The 18,641-nt window shown below is 43.2% G+C and carries 15 protein-coding genes and 1 riboswitch; of the genes, 6 read left to right on the top strand and 9 right to left on the bottom strand.

The features are described from left to right. Positions 1 to 321: 321 nt before the first annotated feature. The gene (locus tag AC1DIV_RS15700; protein ID WP_340878435.1) at positions 322 to 1,197 is read right to left on the bottom strand and encodes a nucleotidyltransferase-like protein; all 876 of its coding nucleotides are present in this window, start codon (positions 1,195 to 1,197) and stop codon (positions 322 to 324) included. 174 nt (positions 1,198 to 1,371) lie between these two features. Here AC1DIV_RS15700 and AC1DIV_RS15695 point away from each other — a divergent pair, with 174 nt between their 5' ends. Continuing rightward, entirely contained in the window at positions 1,372 to 1,725 is a 354-nt protein-coding gene (locus tag AC1DIV_RS15695; RefSeq protein ID WP_034305326.1) for a YgzB family protein, read from the top strand. Positions 1,726 to 1,820: 95 nt separating this feature from the next. On the opposite strand, the gene perR is transcribed toward AC1DIV_RS15695, so the two are convergent. From perR to AC1DIV_RS15670, 5 genes are all read right to left on the bottom strand, one after another. Beyond that, on the bottom strand, positions 1,821 to 2,264 hold the full coding sequence (gene perR, locus AC1DIV_RS15690) for a peroxide-responsive transcriptional repressor PerR (RefSeq protein ID WP_034305329.1): 444 nt from the start codon (positions 2,262 to 2,264) through the stop codon (positions 1,821 to 1,823). A 155-nt stretch (positions 2,265 to 2,419) separates the two neighbouring features. Beyond that, positions 2,420 to 3,364: a D-2-hydroxyacid dehydrogenase gene (locus AC1DIV_RS15685; RefSeq protein ID WP_477576842.1), complete on the bottom strand. Its 945-nt coding sequence runs from the start codon at positions 3,362 to 3,364 to the stop codon at positions 2,420 to 2,422. 148 nt (positions 3,365 to 3,512) lie between these two features. Further along, positions 3,513 to 4,622: an aminopeptidase gene (locus AC1DIV_RS15680; protein ID WP_477576841.1), complete on the bottom strand. Its 1,110-nt coding sequence runs from the start codon at positions 4,620 to 4,622 to the stop codon at positions 3,513 to 3,515. Between the two features lie 11 nt (positions 4,623 to 4,633). Beyond that, positions 4,634 to 5,104, bottom strand: coding sequence for a thioredoxin-dependent thiol peroxidase (bcp, locus tag AC1DIV_RS15675; protein ID WP_340874435.1), 471 nt, complete (start codon positions 5,102 to 5,104; stop codon positions 4,634 to 4,636). Positions 5,105 to 5,166: 62 nt separating this feature from the next. Next, on the bottom strand, positions 5,167 to 5,586 hold the full coding sequence (locus AC1DIV_RS15670; protein WP_034305333.1) for a potassium channel family protein: 420 nt from the start codon (positions 5,584 to 5,586) through the stop codon (positions 5,167 to 5,169). Positions 5,587 to 5,823: 237 nt separating this feature from the next. Continuing rightward, positions 5,824 to 6,015: riboswitch (cobalamin riboswitch) on the top strand. A 146-nt stretch (positions 6,016 to 6,161) separates the two neighbouring features. Here AC1DIV_RS15670 and metE point away from each other — a divergent pair. Together metE and AC1DIV_RS15660 are read left to right on the top strand one after the other, a co-directional pair. Beyond that, positions 6,162 to 8,471, top strand: coding sequence for a 5-methyltetrahydropteroyltriglutamate--homocysteine S-methyltransferase (metE, locus tag AC1DIV_RS15665; protein WP_477576839.1), 2,310 nt, complete (start codon positions 6,162 to 6,164; stop codon positions 8,469 to 8,471). Next, complete coding sequence (locus AC1DIV_RS15660) at positions 8,464 to 8,940, top strand: acyl-CoA thioesterase (RefSeq protein WP_477576838.1); 477 nt, start codon at positions 8,464 to 8,466, stop codon at positions 8,938 to 8,940. The genes metE and AC1DIV_RS15660 overlap by 8 nt, the downstream gene beginning before the upstream one ends. A 41-nt stretch (positions 8,941 to 8,981) precedes the next feature. On the opposite strand, the gene AC1DIV_RS15655 is transcribed toward AC1DIV_RS15660, so the two are convergent. From AC1DIV_RS15655 to AC1DIV_RS15645, 3 genes are read right to left on the bottom strand one after another with little or no spacing between them, the layout of a single operon-like run. Then, on the bottom strand, positions 8,982 to 9,767 hold the full coding sequence (locus AC1DIV_RS15655; RefSeq protein ID WP_477576837.1) for an ABC transporter permease: 786 nt from the start codon (positions 9,765 to 9,767) through the stop codon (positions 8,982 to 8,984). Positions 9,768 to 9,771: 4 nt separating this feature from the next. Then, positions 9,772 to 10,563 carry an ABC transporter permease gene (locus AC1DIV_RS15650; RefSeq protein ID WP_072272421.1) on the bottom strand — a complete coding sequence of 264 codons (792 nt, stop codon included), beginning with the start codon at positions 10,561 to 10,563 and terminating at the stop codon, positions 9,772 to 9,774. 48 nt (positions 10,564 to 10,611) lie between these two features. Beyond that, positions 10,612 to 11,619, bottom strand: coding sequence for an ABC transporter ATP-binding protein (locus AC1DIV_RS15645; protein ID WP_072272420.1), 1,008 nt, complete (start codon positions 11,617 to 11,619; stop codon positions 10,612 to 10,614). A gap of 151 nt (positions 11,620 to 11,770) precedes the next feature. Between AC1DIV_RS15645 and AC1DIV_RS15640 the strand changes: the two genes are divergently transcribed. The 3 genes from AC1DIV_RS15640 (at position 11,771) to AC1DIV_RS15630 (ending at position 18,327) form a co-directional block, all read left to right on the top strand. Then, positions 11,771 to 12,097, top strand: coding sequence for a hypothetical protein (locus tag AC1DIV_RS15640; protein ID WP_258249766.1), 327 nt, complete (start codon positions 11,771 to 11,773; stop codon positions 12,095 to 12,097). Positions 12,098 to 12,225: 128 nt separating this feature from the next. Beyond that, positions 12,226 to 13,515, top strand: coding sequence for a glutamate-1-semialdehyde 2,1-aminomutase (locus AC1DIV_RS15635; protein WP_063592104.1), 1,290 nt, complete (start codon positions 12,226 to 12,228; stop codon positions 13,513 to 13,515). Between the two features lie 339 nt (positions 13,516 to 13,854). Then, a complete protein-coding gene (locus AC1DIV_RS15630; protein ID WP_477576835.1) occupies positions 13,855 to 18,327 on the top strand; it encodes a glutamate synthase-related protein in 4,473 nt (1,490 codons plus the stop codon). The last annotated feature ends 314 nt before the right edge of the window (positions 18,328 to 18,641 follow it).

Below are 18,641 nucleotides of genomic sequence, written 5' to 3'. Positions count from 1 at the left end.
ATTAGGCACGCCGCCAGCGTTCGTCCTGAGCCAGGATCAAACTCTCCGAAGAAATGTTTGACTTGCTCATTTGCTTTTTTGATAGTGTGTGCTCACTTAAAATTTAACGTTGGCGCTTTGTTTTGTTCAGTTTTCAAAGAGCAATTTCGATGTCGTCTACTTCGTAAGCGACTTTTACATCTTACCATGTTTTCAACTCTGTTGTCAACATGTTTTTTTATTTTTTTTGTTTTGATGAAGCTGCGAAAGCTGATGTCCCGCAGCGACATGTATTAATATAACACCTATATTATTATTGGTCAACAATAAAAATGAATTTTTTTAAAAGTTTTTTGATACACGATAAAACCGATGATATACCTCGTGCCCTTTTGTCTCCGCTTTGATGACGTCGATTACCTTCTTCTCTATCAAGTATTCCAATAAAACGCCTAGGTCGACTGAATAAAACTTAACTTCCGGATGCTCCATAAGCTCCGCAATCGTCCACGGTTCTTCTTTCATCCCCATTATTTCGATCAAATGCTGTGAACCTGCATTCGTCCTCGAATAAATAAGAAATTCACTCGCAAGGAATAGAAGCTCCAATCTTTTTTCGAGCGTTTCCTCACTGCTGATCAATTCTTTATACAACTTGTAAATTTCAGGTTCCATATGCTTCACTTGGTTCCAGACAGTAACCTCCGGATAAAAGCCTTGTTCTATTATCTCCAAACGGGCCAAATGATGCAGGGAATGAACGATATGATTGTACGCCTCAAGATGATGGCCTTTTTCAAAGAAGCTTTTTCCATCCATGTACCTGCGAATTAACTTCGCGAACTCCATCCCCATCTTTAACTTCCTTCCATAGAAGGGGAACTCCCGGAGTTCGCTTTTCAATCGGTCCAAATATTCATTACGGTCAAAAAGGACCTTCCCGTTATATATCCAGTCAACCACTTTGCGGTTCGTGCCTAATAGGAGCCATTCTTTTAACTGGTCTTCCTTTACGATATGCAGGGCCGCCTTTTTATCCTGGTATGTGTAATGTTTTAAAAACACGGCCTCTTCTGCTTCGTCTGCAATTACAAAAAGGATGTAGTCAAACGTATCGGTAATCGGGCTATTATCCTCTCTTTTTTCTACTAACAAGATTCCAAGTGTAGATTTTAAACTTGCTCGCTCTTGATAAATCGGGCGAAGGATATCTTCCATCATAAATTCCTCCAAAACCTTTTTTTTAGATTTTCGACAAAACTCTTCAAATTCCTGCTTAGTTCCCTTACCCCAAACCATTTCAATTCAAAAGTAATATGTATCCTTTATTTCTTTTTTGTTCCATCCATTGTTTATGTTATAGTTAAAGTTATATTTTAGGAGGGACAATCCATGGCTAAATATTCTAGCAAAATCAATAAAATACGCACTTTTGCTTTGAGTTTGATCTTCATTGGCTTTATCGTAATGTACCTTGGGCTTTTCTTCAAAACACATCCTGTTGTCATGACGATTTTCATGGGGCTGGGCCTTTTATTCATAATCGCAAGCACAGGGGTTTATTTCTGGATTGGAATGCTTTCTACAAAATCGATCCAGGTTGTCTGCCCTAACTGCAGCAAACCTACAAAAATACTAGGACGTGTAGATATTTGCATGCATTGTGAAGAACCATTGACACTTGACAAAAAGTTGGAAGGCGAAGAATTCAATGAGAAATATAACCGAAAAAGCCTGCATGACTAAGTCGATTAGCTGAATTCCCTTTCAAGAAGGCTTTAACAATTGTATCATTTCTTCATAACATGAAAAAAAGTTCCAACCAAGTGGAGGAACTTTTTTTAGTGCGATTCTTTTTTCGCACAATCCATACAGTCGCCGTAGATTTCCATCCGATGGTGACTAACATTGAAACCAGTGACTTGTGCTGCGAAATGTTCGACTTCATCCAAAGCAGGATAATCGAAGTCAACAATTTTCCCGCAAGTTTGGCAAATTACATGATAATGATTCGTCGTCACAAAATCAAACCTTGCCGAAGAATCACCATACGTAAGTTCTTTAACCAAACCTACCTCACGGAACACACGCAGGTTGTTATAAACCGTTGCCACACTCATATTCGGAAACTTGCCTTCCAGCGCTTTATATATATCATCAGCGGTAGGGTGGGACATGCAGCTTATCAAATACTCAAGTATCGCATGGCGTTGAGGAGTTATTCTTACACCGGTATCTTTTAAGGAATCCAACGCTTCTTTTAACTGAACTTCAGACACCGTCATCCACCTCTTTTTCTCATTAAGTATGCATTCTTAAATTGTAATGTTTATAAATAGTGTACCTTTTATACGTTGAATTTGTCAATAATTCAATGGCTTAACCATTTTTTTTAGTTTATTCATGAAGACTTTGATTCTTTCCCATTTTTGCATTGGGTTTAGTATCCCCTAGATAAGTCGATTACGTTGGTGAAGTCTTTTCCAGCTCTCAGGTATTCAAGCATATTTTTTTCGAATATAGCAAAGGTTCTTGGTAAATATTCTCCGCTTTTACTTGAGAGATGCGGTGTGACTGTAACATTCTCCATCCTCCAAAACGGATGCCCTTTTCCTAAGGGTTCCGGATCAAATACATCCAAGATGGCATGAGACAATTCCCCGGCATCCAGGGCTTCGATCAGCACTTCATCGTTAATCAGGTCGCCGCGGCCAATATTCACGAATACTGCAGATTCTTTCATGGCTTTGAAGTGTTCTTTTTGCAGAAGGCCCTTCGTTTCATCCGTACTTGGCAGGACGGATACAATATAATCGGCTCCCGGTATGGCTTCCAATAAATGCTCCAGGTCATAAAGGTGATCGATGGATTCCACCGGTTTCCCGCTCCGGTTCATTCCTATCGTCTTCATCCCAAAGGCTTTCCCAAGTCGAGCCACTTCCCCTCCAATTGCACCCACACCCATTACGAGCATAGTCTTGCCATTCAATTCCCCGACTTCAATCTTTCTATCCCATAATTCTTCCTTTTCATTCTTCATAAGCAGCTTCAATTTCTTTTCATATTGCAAAAGCATCCCTATCGTATACTCGGCCATCGGGATTTTATGAATGCCTCTAGCGTTGGTCACCATAATGCCTCGTTCCTCGATGGCTTTAAATGGCATTAGTTCCATCCCTGCACTCATGACCATGATCCATTTCAAGTTCGCTGCTTTCCCAATGATTTCTTCAGTTAAATCTTCACCATATGTAATTAAGATTTCCGCTTCACGAAGCGGCCCATCCTTCCATCCTTTTTGATAAATGAAGTTCAAATCAGGAAAAGCATTCATCATTTTCGTTTGGATACCTTCATTCGGAATGACAGTCGAAAGTACTAACATGTTTATCTCTCCCTTTTAATTAACATAAAAAAACACGGGCTCTATGTGTCCCGCGCAACTTTCTCTGAGGAGGTATTCCCTTAATAAAGCATATTCGGGTGTCCCCTTTTTGAGTTGGACAAAAGCCTTACCCTTATTAAAAAAGGCTTTATTTTAAAGAATTTGGGTTTAATGCATGTAATTCCGGCAAAACAAAAAAGCCATCCCTTCTGATCAGGACGTCGTCGAAATAGATGTCACCGCCCCCATATTCCGGACGCTGGATCAAGACCATATCCCAATGTATCGATGACCGGTTTCCATTATCCGCTTCATCATAGGCAAGCCCGAGAGCCAAATGCAGACTCCCGCTTATTTTCTCATCGAACAAAATATCGTCCATAGGTTCCAATATGTATGGATTGATTCCAATAGCGAACTCCCCTATAAACCGGGACCCTTCATCAATATTCAGGATTTGGTTCATTTCAGGGTCACGATTGGAAGTCGCTTTAATGATTTTCCCCTTTTTGAAGTTTAATTCTATGTCACTAAAGGTGATTCCTTCATAGGTTGTGGGTGTGTTGAAGGATATCCTTCCATTGAGACTATCTTTTATGGGTGCCGTAAATACTTCCCCATCCGGTAAATTCTTTTTTCCGGCACATATGACGGCCGGCATGCCTTTGATGGAAAAGGTCAAATCTGTCCTTGGTGAAACGATCCTGACTTTGTCAGTACGTTGCATCAATTGTTTTAACGGCTTCAAAGCCGCCTCCATTTTCCCGTAATCCATTGTGCATACGTTCAAAAGAAAGTCTTCGTACCTATTGAAGGTCATGCCGGCTTTTTGCGCTGATGCCTTGGTGGGGTAATTAAGTAAGACCCAACGTCGGTTGTTTACATAAAAAAGTGTAGGGGAATTCATGGCCTCCCCTTGAAGACGGTGCCTCTCGATGGGAACATCAGTCATTTCCGCATTGTTTTCTTCCCCAGTGATGATGATGACCGCATCGATATCCGTATATTTCTTCAAGGCCCATTGTGAAGCTGTGTCAAGCTGCTCCTTCACATTCCCTAGTAACAGGTGGCGGCTTATCTCATCGTCCTCGAGTTCCACATATGGATAAGCACCCACTCTGTATATTTCATCAATCAACTCTTTCAATAATGGTTTCGTGTTGATATGCCCCCGTATGAGGATTCTCTCTTTTGGCTGTAATTGTATCGAATGATGAATCAGCCTGGCTGCAAGCTTCGTTATCCTCTCATCCTTCATCTGCCTATCCCTTATTTTTCGAGTTCGCGAAGAGTTTCAAGCGCTTCTTCGACGTGGCCTTTAACCTTTACTTTACGCCATTCTTTGACTATATTTCCTGCCTTATCAATCAGGAAAGTTGAACGTTCAATGCCCATATACTCCTTGCCGAAGTTCTTTTTCAATTGCCAAACATCAAATGATTCAGCCGCTTCATGGTTTTCGTCAGCCAGCAGCAGAAAAGGCAATCCATGTTTTTCGATGAATTTTTCATGACGTGCCGCTGGATCTGGGCTGATACCAAGGATTACCGCGTTCAATTCCTCGAATTGCTCATTATGGTCCCGGAAATCACAGGCCTCCGTCGTGCAACCTGGCGTCATGTCTTTTGGGTAAAAATATAAAACAATGTTTTTCCCCTTAAAATCCGATAGGGAAACCATTTCACCATTGTTTGCAGGGAGTTTGAAATCAGGTGCTTTTTCTCCAATTTTAACAGTCATATTGAACCCTCCATTTCTTTCATTATGGTAAGAGTACCCAATAATCGAAAGAAACACAACTTTCATTTATCCTTCCTATCTTTCTGCTCCAGATCGATCACCGTACGAATCACGAACGCTGCCGGCAGTGTATACCCAATGAAAGCCTGAATGGTAGCTATCATCCTGCCCATGCCAATCGGGGCTATATCTCCATACCCTACAGAAAACATCGTCATCGCACTAAAATAAAAAGAAGTCTTCAATTGTTCATAGAAAGTCCCATCCAACCGATTGCCCATATCAAGAATCACCGAATGATTCTGAAGCTCGTATAATAAATATATCAGTGCAAATCCAACTAATATCGTCGCATATAAATTGCCAAGCCACAGCATATCCTCAAGAGAAAACTTCTTTCCTCCCGACTCAACAAGAAATAACGTACGAATGCTCATCACCATGCAAAAAATGATTCCTGCAATCAAGATGTAGAAAGTCATCCCCCACGCCCCATTTCAAAACGCCACTCCCTCTATACATACTCCCTGTCCAAACAATATATTCTTTTTTAGGAATCAGCCTTATCACCGACAAACTCATTAAACGGAAACTTTTCCGAATCTTTTTTCCATGTTGACCCTTTTGGTCGGATATGTTAAGATTGTCTAAATTTTTATAATAATTTTTATTTTATAAATATTTGATCTGCAAACAATTAACAAGGCAGGTTTTGCAAAATTTCATATGTGGAAATAGGTTCCTAATTTTCATTAGGATTAAAAGGGAAGTCCGGTGTAATTCCGGCACGGTCCCGCCACTGTAATGGGAATGTTAGCGTCAATCAATATGCCACTGATCAACGGATCGGGAAGGCCAGCCGCTAATGATATTCCCTAAGTCAGGAGACCTGCCTATCTCGACAACACTGTTTTAACCTACGGGAGATAGGGAGGTGTTAGGGACCTTATAATTGTAAGGGGCATTATGCATGCCTCTTTATTTTAAGCATTTCTAACTTTCTTTTTTGACGGTTAGGAATGCTTTTTTTATTGTTCGAACAAATGAATGTAGGAGGATGGGAATTTTGAAAAGCAGCAGTTTGGGTTACCCTCGAATCGGGGAAGATCGTGAATGGAAACGTACATTGGAAGCTTACTGGTCCGGTAAAATCGATGAAGCGGAATTTACGTCACAACTAAATGCCATCCGTTTAGGCAACTTACAAAAACAGAAGCAACGAGGCATTGATATCATCCCTGTCAACGACTTCACTTTTTATGATCAAATGCTCGATATGTCCGTCATGTTCGGTCTTGTTCCTGAACGTTATTCAGCATATGAAGGCGGAAGCGTCCCCCTTTCCGTTTATTATTCAATGGCCCGCGGAAACAATGATGAAGTCGCTTCCGAAATGACGAAATGGTTCAATACGAACTATCACTATATTGTCCCTGAATTAAAACTGGCACAGCTTACTTTAACGGAAAATAAACCACTTACAGCATATCGGGAAGCCAAGGAAAAGCTAGGGATCGAAACAAAGCCCGTTTTGATCGGACCTTATACTTTCCTCTCCCTTTCAAAAGGCTTCAATAAACAAGAAATCCCTGGCATCATCCTGAGCCTGCTTCCCCTATACACGCAAATCCTGCGGGAATTGGAGCAAGAAGGCGTGAAGTGGGTTCAAATGGACGAACCTTCCCTTGTTTCATCCATTTCCAAGGATGATATGCAAACCGTTACTTACCTCTATGAAAAACTGAATGAAGCAGCACCAAACCTGAACATCATGCTACAAACATACTTTGATGCGGTGGAACATTACCAAGAAGTCATCGAATTACAAGTCCAAGGGATCGGTCTTGATTTTGTACATGATAAAGGGAGGAATTTAAGTAACCTTGAGGCATTCGGTTTCCCGAAGGACAAAGTGCTTGCAGCGGGTGTGATTGACGGAAAAAACATTTGGCTATCTGATTTATCCCAAAAAATCGAATTGATCGAGACACTTAAGAAACAGGTAGCCGAGGACCAAATCTGGCTACAGCCCTCTTGTTCCCTGCTTCATGTCCCGGTGACCGTTCGTAATGAAACCGCCCTTTCAAAAGAAGTGAAAGAGGCCCTTGCTTTCGCTGATGAGAAACTTGAGGAAATCACATTTTTGGTCAAAGGGAATAATCAAGGCATTGAAGCAATCGCCGAAAAAGTCGATGCCAATAAATTTACGATTCAAACGTTAGCCAATTCAAATGTCCGAAATCACGGGTCTGTACAATCCAATGTCGAAAAGGTTAAAACCAGGACCGCCGGCCGTCAGCTTCCATTTAAGGACCGTTACCAAAAACAACAGGAATTTTTCAAATTGCCTTTTCTCCCTTCGACTACGATCGGCAGCTTTCCGCAGACATTTGAAGTTAAACAAGCACGCGGGAAATTCAATAGAGGAGAATGGACAGCCCAGCAATATGAAACATACGTTAACGAAGAAATCGTCAGGTGGATCGAAATCCAAGAAGAAATCGGTTTGGATGTTCTCGTTCACGGGGAAATCGAACGGACGGATATGGTTGAATACTTCGGCCATAAATTAGGCGGATTCGTCTTTTTAGAAAAGGGTTGGGTACAATCCTATGGATCCCGCTGTGTGAAACCTCCAGTCATCTACGGCGACATCCATTTCATCGAACCGATGACAGTCAAGGAAAGTGTATACGCACAATCACTGACAAAGAAGACGGTGAAGGGAATGCTGACAGGTCCTGTTACGATTTTGAACTGGTCATTTGTCCGTGATGATATTTCCAGGGAGAATGTTTGCTATCAGCTGGCGCTCGCTTTGGAAAAAGAAATCATTGCCTTGGAATCTGCTGGAATTAAAATGATTCAGGTTGATGAACCTGCACTTAGAGAAGGTCTGCCATTGAAAAAAAGCGATCGCGACGAGTATTTGAACTGGGCAGTGAATTCATTCTTGATATCCACATCAAGCGTGGAGGATACAACCCAAATTCACACGCATATGTGCTATTGCGACTTCAACAGTTTCATGGACGTCATCTCCTCCCTCGATGCCGATGTAATTTCCATCGAAACATCCCGCAGTCATGGGGAGCTCGCTTCCGCATTCGAGGAAAAAACATATGAAAAAGGCATTGGCCTGGGGGTGTATGATATTCACAGCCCGCGTGTGCCGGCAGTGGAAGAAATGGTCGATATGATTGAACGGGGCATAAAGGTATTGGATAAAGACCAGTTTTGGATCAATCCCGACTGCGGCCTGAAAACAAGGGGTATCCCGGAAACCGTCGCTTCCCTGAAAAACATGGTCGAAGCAGCAAAAATCGTCCGTGAAAACCTTTTAGTAAACCAACAGGCAAATGATTGAGGAGAACGTTGCCCATCCAACACAGCAGTCACGGACTTTTTTAACCGACCTTGTTTTTCCACCGGATACAAATCATCATAATACCATCTTTGGCGGAAAAGTAATGGCCTATGTTGATAAAATAGCTTGCATTTCCGCTATGCGCCATTGTCGAAAACCCGTTGTGACTGCTTCAAGCGACTCTTTTGATTTTTTGGCCCCCATCAAAACAGGGGACGCGATCAACCTTGAAGCTTATGTCACCTGTGCTCATCGCACATCAATGGAGGTATTCGTGAAAGTGGAACGTGAGAACCTATTAACAGGTGAAAAACAGCTAACGGCACGCGCTTTTTTAACGATGCTGGCCATTGATGAAGACGGTAAGCCGACAAACGTCCCTCAGGTCATTCCGGAAACGGAAGAGAAAAAACAGCAATATGTTCAAACCAAAGCTAGATATATCGAAAGAAAGAAAAAACGGAACTAAACAAAAACCCCTTCAACATGAATGCTGTTGAAGGGGTTCTTTCAGTTCCCTGCCCCGCGGTACCTCTTCACTCCCTGATTCCATATGAAAACGGATATCACGAAAAAGGCAACCCCAATTACAGGTGTGGCAAATGCATAAACATACCACTCTTCTTTTCTTAGGAAATAAGATGCCGGATAGACACCGACAAACGCGAATGGCAACACCCATGTAAGGACAAAACGAATGACCTTATTATAAATATCAACAGGATAGCGCCCGTAGTTCCCGATATTGTACATCATTGGCATGATGGATGTTTTCGCATCCGACCAGAACCCAATGCTTGCTATCGCAACGAATATGGCTGCATAGGCAAGGGCCCCGCCTATTGCAAAAATGATGAAAAGAATCGGGTCATACCACACAAGCTGCAAATCCAATGAAATCCCCGAATAGAATATGATGATCAAACCGGTCACAACACCAAATAACGCTTCAAGCTCGATTCTTTCTAAAATGACTTGAAACAGGCTATGGATCGGTCTTGTTAATATCCGGTCCATTTCACCTTTGACGATATAGCGGTCATTAAAGTCCCAGATGTTGAAAAAGGCTGAAAAAAGGGCGAATGGGATAAGGAAAAACCCATAAATGAATATGATTTCTTCACGGCTCCAGCCGCTTAAAAATTGGGTATGTCCAAAAACGACTAAGATAAATACCAGATTCACGACCTGATTGAGCAGGTCAGATAGGATTTCCATGAAGAAATCCGCTCTGTATTGCAATCTTGTTTTCATATATTGACTCACATATTGAAAAAACATCGATACATAAAACATCCCGTCAACCTCCTTGAATAATCAGCTGTTTTTTTGCGACTATCCATAAAAGCTGAATCGGTATTATGAGAATGATGCACCAAATTAACTGCTGTAAAAGCGCCATGCCAATTTCGCCTGAACTGTAACCGTTCGTAAAAATCATGCTTGGTACATAGCTGATCCCTTGAAAGGGTAAATATTTCATCACTTCCTGCGCCCATATCGGGTAGAAACTGATGGGCAGCAGCAGACCGGAAAATAAATCAATGATAACCCTTTTAGCGCGGATTAATCCGGCATTATTATATAAGAAAAAGGTAGTGATTCCCGTCAATAAGTTAATTTGTGTATTGATGATGAAGCTGAACAGCAATGAAATGCCGAACATCCCCCACGTAGCCGGCTCATGCGGCAATTCGATAGGAAAAATGAAAGCTACCAGCAGCATCCCCGGAATCGAGAAGAAGAAGAAACGGAATATCCCTTCCCCAAGTCCTTGCATCGTTTTCATGCCTAAATAGTTATAAGGCCGGATCATCTCAATGGCAACCTTGCCGTCTTTAATCTCAGTGGCGATTTCGCGGTCAATATTATTGAAATAAAAAGCGCGCGCCATCCATGCAACTGCGACATAGGTTGTCATCTGCATGCTTGAAAGTCCTTCGATGGAGCTTTTTTCTCCATATATCGCATTCCATAAGAAATAATAAGCACCGATATTAATGCTATAAATTAAAATGCCAGTATAATAATCAGTTCGATACGCAAGCATCATTAAAAAACGCATGCGGATCATGGCAAGATACTTCCCCATGGCCCTCCCCCTTCTTGATAGACACGTTGTTTCTTAATGATAAGAGAGTCAGACAGTGCCTTCTTCGTAAATATTGCGAACGATCTCTTCAATGGACGTTTCATGTATTTTGATGTCTTTTATTTTAAAATGAGATACGACAGCTGAAACAAGCTGTGAAATATGATCACCTTCTTCTTTCAACAAGGCAATGTAAGTTTGACTTTTCTCATCATAAACCCAGTTAGCGGTAAATGGGAGCGCTAATGATTGTAATTCCTTCAATGCGATCGGCTCGATGAATTGAAAATGGATCTGTTTTTCCTCAGCCCAGTTATCTTTCAAACTCTGCAATTCCCCATCATAGATGATTTGCCCTTCATCAAGCATGATTACACGCTCACATAATGCTTCAATGTCCCCTAAATCATGGGTGGTCAAAAGGATTGTCGTATTATATTTCTCATTGATTTCTTTCAGGAACTCACGAATCTTCATTTTCACGAGCACATCAAGTCCAATTGTCGGCTCATCCAGGAACAGCAAAGGCGGATTATGGATCAAGGCTGCCGCAAGTTCGCAGCGCATTCGCTGACCAAGCGAGAGTTTACGCACTGGTTTGTCCAGCAAAGGACCGATATCAAGCGTCTTGATGACATGTTCCATATGATCGTTATATTGTTCATCCGTTACCTTATATACCTTTTTTAACAACCTAAACGATTCTTGAACCGCAATATCCCACCAAAGCTGTGAGCGCTGACCGAATACGACTCCGATAGTCTGAGTGAACTTTTCCCTCTCTTTATGTGGATTCATGCCATTGACCGTGATTTCGCCTGCTGTCGGTTCCAAAATACCTGTCAGCATTTTGATCGTGGTCGATTTCCCTGCACCATTTTCCCCGATATAAGCTACCATCTCACCCTTTTTTACAGTAAAATTGATATCATTGACGGCAGGGACGACCTTATAATTTCTGGTAAGTAAATCCCGGAAGGCACCCTTTAGCCCTGAACGGCTTGATGCCGACTTAAATTCCTTCCGAAGCTGTTTCACTTGAATTGCATCACTCATCCTGTTACATCCTCCGTAATCTCTTGTCCTAATGAATTAGTTTATCCAACCTAACCTTTTTAGACAATAAAAATGCTTGGATGCCATCTACCATTTTCAGGGAGGAAATGGCCGTTGTACCAGATACATATATAAAGGAGACGAGTATGCTATGAATATCAAAAAATTATTACTATCCCAAATTGAAAAGGTCGTTTTCGACCTTCGATATGACTTCCTTTATGAAGATGAGTACGGTGAATTATTATGCCAGGTCATCCAAAGGGATTCCAGCGGGTCGATCGAAAGCACACCCATCAGTTTCCACCTTCGCATTAATGAAGAGAAAGGAACCGGGCAGCTAATCTATTACCAAGCCCAGGGCGAAATGAACCGCCAATCCTTCGACATCGAAAATCCTGACACCATCTTGGCCATCCTTACTTTCATAACAGGAGTTTTGGGATCCCCCCAAAAAAATGTTGGCCCGGAATCCTGATTCTTCTGGGGGTGCTGCGTTTCCACCAGGGTACGAATCACATTTCCTAGCCTTCCACCCCAGATTTCCGGAGAGAAAAGTGCTATGATTAAGGGGAAATATGTTTATATTTATAGGAGGTTTTAAGATTGGATTTTAGAAATTCGGAGCTTTTACATAAAGAGGCATTGGAACATATCGTTGGCGGGGTTAACAGCCCATCCCGTTCTTACAAAGCTGTAGGCGGCGGTTCGCCAGTTGCGATGGATCATGCCAAAGGGGCTTATTTCTGGGATGTTGATGGCAATAAATATATCGATTATTTAGCTGCATATGGCCCGATCATCACAGGGCATGCGCATCCACATATTACGGAAGCTATCGTTAAAGCAGCGGAATCCGGCGTTTTATACGGCACTCCGACAAAACATGAAGTCAAATTTGCCAAAATGCTGAAAGAAGCCATACCTTCCATGGATAAAGTCCGCTTCACCAATTCAGGCACCGAATCAGTCATGTCCACCATCCGTGTTGCCCGCGCTTACACAGGGCGGGATAAGATCATCAAATTTGCAGGCTGTTACCATGGACACTCCGACCTTGTTCTCGTCGCTGCAGGTTCCGGCCCGTCCACTCTAGGTACACCGGACTCTGCAGGCGTTCCAAAAAGCATTGCACAAGAAGTCATCACGGTACCTTTCAATGATATCGGTTCATTTAAAGAAGCACTTGATAAATGGGGCAATGAAATTGCAGGCGTGTTGGTAGAACCGATCGTCGGCAACTTTGGAATCGTGGAACCAAGTCCCGGCTTCCTGGAAGAAGTCATTTCATTATCTCACGAAGCCGGATCACTCGTCATTTTCGACGAGGTCATCACAGCGTTCCGATTCATGTATGGAGGGGCACAGGACTACTTGGGAATTCAACCCGATTTGACCGCGCTTGGAAAAATCATCGGGGGCGGGCTTCCCATTGGTGCCTATGGCGGTAAAAAAGAGATCATGGATTCTGTCGCACCTCTGGGACCAGCCTACCAAGCTGGTACGATGGCAGGAAATCCGGCTTCCATGCTTTCCGGGATAGCTTGCTTAGAAGTACTTAAAGAAGAAGGGCTTTACGAGGAGCTTGACCGCCTGGGGAAAATCCTTGAAGAAGGTATCCTGAAAGCGGCTGGCCAATATAATGTTCCGATCACCATCAACCGCCTTAAAGGGGCATTGACGATTTATTTCACGACAGAAAAAATTGAAAACTATGAGCAGGCGGAAAATACGGATGGCGAAATGTTCGCCAAGTTCTTCAAACTCATGCTCAATCAGGGAATCAATTTGGCACCGTCCAAATACGAAGCCTGGTTCTTGACAATCGCTCACACGGATGATGATATCGCTTATACTCTAAAAGCGGTTGAACATGCATTCAAAAACCTAATATAATAAATTAAATCAGCATAATTATGCATTTTTTATACACCCTCAGGATGTACATCTATCTTGAGGGTTTCTTATTTCCCTGTAATAAATCTTTAATATTAGCATTTGAAGCCAATCCCCACAAAAATCCCATCAATCACAGCATCCATCCCATTGTATAAAAAATTGATTTCTGAATATTTAAATGATATGATATGGATACATTTATATACATTTATACACTTTCTTTCAATCTATCAAAACTTGGACTATTGTTCGGGTTTACTAATATTTCCCCCATTAAACACATGCTACAGGAGGTGAAAGGCAGAGAATAAGGGTAACCTTATTCAAGCCACAAATATGGCCCAACAATGGACACCTGCTACATTCAAAGAATTTCACAAGGAAGAACATGATGCCTGCGGAATCGTTTCCTGCATCGAAAAAAAGAAGATCCCTACTAACGAAAACATCTTTGCCTGTATCGACGCCCTGGTTAAAATGAACCATCGCTGCGGCTTCATCAATGGTGAGGGCGATGGCGCCGGCATCCATATCGATATTCCCCGGGCTCTTTGGAAAAAGAAACTTGAAGCGGCAAATGTCGATTCAGGCATCGTCGATCAAGATACCTTCATAGTCGGCCACTTATTTCTAAGCAAAAAAACAGAAGCGAACGACTTAAAGATCGAAGTTAAGGAGAAACTGCTCCAACATGGTCTCTCATTGATATTCGAAACGGATAAAGCCTACCGTTCCGAGGCATTGGGACCGATTGCCATTCAAGAAGACCCAGTGTTCTGGCAATTTGCCTGTTCCTCAACCATCAATAACAACCAGGAGCTTTCAAATGTTCTTTTTGAGCTGACTTCCGACATCGAAAAAAGCGATTTCATCCATGTTGCCTCTTTAAGCCAGCATCATGCGGTATACAAAGTGATGGGTGCGGGGGATACGCTCCCTGCCTATTATCTTGATCTTGCCGATCCTTTGGCTGCCTCCACCATGACACTAGGACATAATCGTTTTTCAACCAATACTCTATCAAGCTTCTTCCGGGTCCAGCCTTTCAGCGTGCTTGGTCATAATGGCGAAATCAATACCATCGCCAAATTGCGTGATGAAGCGAAAATGATCGGAGTTCCCATCGCTAAAGATGGAAGCGACTCTCAGGATTTAAACAAGACGATCGAAACTTTCATCTGCCGTCATGGCTACTCTTTATTTGAAGCTGTCGATCTTATGTTTCCGCCAATCATCAATGAAATCAAGGAATATCCCGAGCACTTACAAGACTTATATACGTATTTAAGGGAAGCATGGGGTCATTTTGCACAAGGTCCGGCAGGCATCATCTCCCGTTTCGGCGATGAAGCCGTATTCTCTGTCGACTCTCTAGGCTTGCGCCCGTTATGGAATATTGAAACGGAATCATCTTATATGTTCACTTCCGAACCAGGAATCATCCCTTCCAGTGAATATACCGGAGATCCGAAACCGATGGGTCCAGGGGAAAAAATCGGGTTGAAATGGAACGGCGACCGAATTGAATTGTACACATACAAGGATTACCAGGATAAAGTGTTTGAACTATTCAATGATCGTTTCGTCCTTTCCAATGACCGAGTCCGCTTACAGCCCCAGGCTTTTGAAAAGGTTGTCTCCATGACAAACACGCAAGCCATTCATAATGGTCAGTATAAAGCCTTTGGGTGGGAAAGGGAGCATGTCCAATTAGTGGAGCAGATGGCCGAAAAAGGCGCTGAGCCCATTCGTTCACTTGGTCATGATGCGCCGCTGGCAGCACTTAATCCCCAACGGACCAACATTGCTGATTTCATCAAGGAAAGCGTGGCCGTTGTAACCAACCCGGCGATCGACCGGGACAGGGAAACCGAGCACTTCTCAACAAGGACGATCATCGGAAAGCGCCCTTCCCTATTCGAAGCGAATAAGGCAGGAAAGGTGACGGAGCTGCTGACTCCCTTATTGATCGAAGGATCAACGGGTTATGAGTGCTCATCCATCGTATCGCAGCCAAGCTACGACCAGTTCATTAAATATAACCAAGATCAAAAACTCGTGCACATCATTTCAAGCACATTCAAAGAGGATGAAAACATCACGGATGCCCTGACCAGGATTACGGATGAAAGTGTCAATGCTGTGGATGAAGGAAAAACGCTGCTCGTTCTGGATGATGCCCTTGCCCATCAAAACGGCAACCTTTGGCTTGATCCACACCTGGTCACTTCAGCCGTCGACCAAGCGTTGGTCCGTACAGGCAAGCGTCGTGATTGTTCCATCCTTTTACGTTCAGCATCGCTAAGGTCACTGCATGATATCATCGTTTCTTATGGTCTTGGGGCCAACTTAATCAGCCCTTATTATATGTTCCTTTCCTTATCTTCAGATGACCATAAGGGGGTTACCAATCTATATAATTCCTTGACGAAAGGGCTTGAGAAAGTCATCTCCACCATTGGCATTCATGAGCTGCGCGGCTATGGAAGACTTTTCTCAAGCATCGGTTTACATGAGGAAATCGCGAAATATCTAAATGTGGCTAATTTCTTCGGATCCAATGATCTGGACTATAATTTTGATAAAATCAAGGCAGATGCCATCCAGCGTGCAGAGGATTACGGCAATGAAAAAGAACGGATGGGCAAGACCTTCCATCTATTCCCAAGAATCTGGAAATCCATCGGGGAAGTTGCTTCAACCGGGGACTATGATGCTTATCGCGAAAAGATCACTGAACAGGAAGAATCCAATCCGACGACGATCCGCCACTTGACATCATTAAAAACTTCAGATGCTTCCGTCCCTTCTGAAGAAGTCAGCCTTTCGATCGGTGAACAGGAATTGCCGTTCGTCATAGCCTCCATGTCCTTTGGATCACAAAATGAGATTGCTTTCCGGGCCTATGCAGAAGCTGCCGAGAGGCTAGGCATGATCAGCATGAATGGTGAAGGCGGGGAAATAAAGGATATGCTGGGCAAGTACCCGAAATCCCGCGGTCAGCAAATCGCTTCCGGACGTTTCGGTGTCAATGCAGAACTCCTGAACTCTTCAAATCTATTGGAAATTAAAATTGGTCAAGGGGCAAAACCCGGTGAAGGCGGTCACCTTCCCGGTTCCAAGGTCACAGCGAAAATCGCAGAAGCCCGAAATGCAACAATCGGTTCCGATTTGATCTCCCCTTCCAATAACCATGATATATACTCAATTGAAGATTTGGCCCAAATGATCCATGAGCTAAAAACGGCAAATGACAAGGCAAAAGTTGCCGTCAAAGTACCAGTCGTTCCAAACATCGGTACGATTGCTGTCGGCGTCGCAAAAGCCGGGGCCGATATCATAACGCTTTCCGGTTTTGATGGCGGGACGGGTGCTGCCAGGATCCATGCACTCTCACATGTCGGCCTGCCAGTTGAGATCGGTGTGAAAGCGGCCCATAATGCACTGCTTGAATCAGGTATCCGGCAGAACGTTGAAATTTGGGCTGACGGTGGGTTAAAAAGCTCGATGGATGTTTTGAAGGTAATGCTGCTTGGGGCAAATCGTGTAGGCTTTGGGACCCTTTCGATGATTGCAGTCGGCTGCACAACGTGCCGCGGATGTCACCTTGATACTTGCCATGTGGGCATCGCCACCCAAATTGAATCGGAAGCTCAGGCGAAAGAACACGGGCTGCGCCGTTTTGTTCCACGTAAATTTGATTTAGCCGTTCAGGGGTTAACGAATATGTTCAGTGCATTTGCAAAAGAACTCAAATCTTTGACCGGGTCACTTGGGGTGAAGAATCTTCAGGATATCGTCGGGCGTTCTGATTTGCTGCAGCAAGTTAAAGGTCAACAATCATTGGATTTAACCTATTTATTAAAAAATCTGGATATAACACCGTTCTCGCATAAGGAAGCGGCGGCATATTTGAATGAAGGCTCCATGCAGGTAGCCGTTGGCGCCGAATATCTTGATTCGCATGTAGATGACCTGCAGCAATCCCGCAGCTATAGCTCGATCACTTCCGAGCAGCGTGTACTCGGCAGCAGGGTCTCCTGTCACCGCGTTAGGGGCAGATTGGATGGATCATACAAAAAACTTCCTCCCGTTCACCTATCCTACCAGGATGGTTCCATTCCGGGTAATGGACTTGGGGCATACAATACGGAGGGAATTTCAATCAGCGTGAATGGCGGTGCACAGGATGGTATCGGCAAAACATCGATTGGCGGTAACATTGCCATCTTTAAATCTCCAGGAAAAGATGGGAAGTTCTACAATGGCTCTGTCGGTAAGGGCTTTGGTTACGGGGCACAGCATGGTCTCCTCATTGCCCAGGGTGATGCCGATGCCAGGGCGGGAATCCGGCTTTCCGGAGCGGATATGATCATTGGAGGACTATTGAAACAACCGCTTCCTAAAAAGGAAAACGGGAATATTGCGGTAACATCCAATATTAAGGGATTCGCTTTTGAATACATGACAAATGGAAGAGGTTTAGTTCTTGGTGATCCCGGTCCATGGATTTGCGCAGGGATGACAGGCGGTGTCGTTTATTTACGGCAACAGCCTGAATCTGGCTTAACCAAAGAAGTCATTAAAAAACGGGTTGCGAAAGGGGCAAAGATTTCCATTGAGCCCCTATCTGCAAAAGGCCTGCAGGATGTGGCCGAACTCCTTGGCAAATACACGGCCCTCTTGAAAGATCATGGCCAAACCGAAGAAGCTGTCTCTTTAGAGACACTGCTTCAGAATCTTGGAGAGCACTTCCTTCAGGTCGTTCCAGTTAAAGAACAGGCGGATCCTGCTGTATCCACGGAGTGATGCCGAAAACATATATTAAAAAAGGCTGATGCTCTTCAATTCGAGCATCAGCCTTTTCCCGTCATAGACCTCTGGGGTCGTCTTCGAACGATTGAAAAACAATGCTGAAAGCAATCAAGAAATTGCCTATCGTTTCTTTATATATTAAACTTGATTTTAACTATTGTAACTCTCAGGAAAATCCTGTATATTACTTTTTGTTTACATCATCTTATTTTAGTGTAAAGTACTAACAAATAAGTTAGAATACAACTTTAAGCAAAGGCCTATATATTAATAGAGCCTTTTCTTGCCAGATCCATTACAACACAAAG

Source organism: Peribacillus sp. 05N428 (assembly GCF_056397085.1).
Note: the sequence above shows the minus strand (reverse complement) of the source record. Positions and strands in the feature narration are given on the sequence as shown.

What these genes read in the sequence shown, in the direction of transcription:
- AC1DIV_RS15700 (WP_340878435.1), bottom strand. Translation starts at nt 1,197, where the DNA reads ATGGAAGATATCCTTCGCCCGATTTATCAAGAGCGAGCAAGTTTAAAA.
- AC1DIV_RS15695 (WP_034305326.1), top strand. Translation starts at nt 1,372, where the DNA reads ATGGCTAAATATTCTAGCAAAATCAATAAAATACGCACTTTTGCTTTG.
- perR (WP_034305329.1), bottom strand. Translation starts at nt 2,264, where the DNA reads ATGACGGTGTCTGAAGTTCAGTTAAAAGAAGCGTTGGATTCCTTAAAA.
- AC1DIV_RS15685 (WP_477576842.1), bottom strand. Translation starts at nt 3,364, where the DNA reads ATGTTAGTACTTTCGACTGTCATTCCGAATGAAGGTATCCAAACGAAA.
- AC1DIV_RS15680 (WP_477576841.1), bottom strand. Translation starts at nt 4,622, where the DNA reads ATGAAGGATGAGAGGATAACGAAGCTTGCAGCCAGGCTGATTCATCAT.
- bcp (WP_340874435.1), bottom strand. Translation starts at nt 5,104, where the DNA reads ATGACTGTTAAAATTGGAGAAAAAGCACCTGATTTCAAACTCCCTGCA.
- AC1DIV_RS15670 (WP_034305333.1), bottom strand. Translation starts at nt 5,586, where the DNA reads ATGACTTTCTACATCTTGATTGCAGGAATCATTTTTTGCATGGTGATG.
- metE (WP_477576839.1), top strand. Translation starts at nt 6,162, where the DNA reads ATGGGAATTTTGAAAAGCAGCAGTTTGGGTTACCCTCGAATCGGGGAA.
- AC1DIV_RS15660 (WP_477576838.1), top strand. Translation starts at nt 8,464, where the DNA reads ATGATTGAGGAGAACGTTGCCCATCCAACACAGCAGTCACGGACTTTT.
- AC1DIV_RS15655 (WP_477576837.1), bottom strand. Translation starts at nt 9,767, where the DNA reads ATGTTTTATGTATCGATGTTTTTTCAATATGTGAGTCAATATATGAAA.
- AC1DIV_RS15650 (WP_072272421.1), bottom strand. Translation starts at nt 10,563, where the DNA reads ATGGGGAAGTATCTTGCCATGATCCGCATGCGTTTTTTAATGATGCTT.
- AC1DIV_RS15645 (WP_072272420.1), bottom strand. Translation starts at nt 11,619, where the DNA reads ATGAGTGATGCAATTCAAGTGAAACAGCTTCGGAAGGAATTTAAGTCG.
- AC1DIV_RS15640 (WP_258249766.1), top strand. Translation starts at nt 11,771, where the DNA reads ATGAATATCAAAAAATTATTACTATCCCAAATTGAAAAGGTCGTTTTC.
- AC1DIV_RS15630 (WP_477576835.1), top strand. Translation starts at nt 13,855, where the DNA reads ATGGCCCAACAATGGACACCTGCTACATTCAAAGAATTTCACAAGGAA.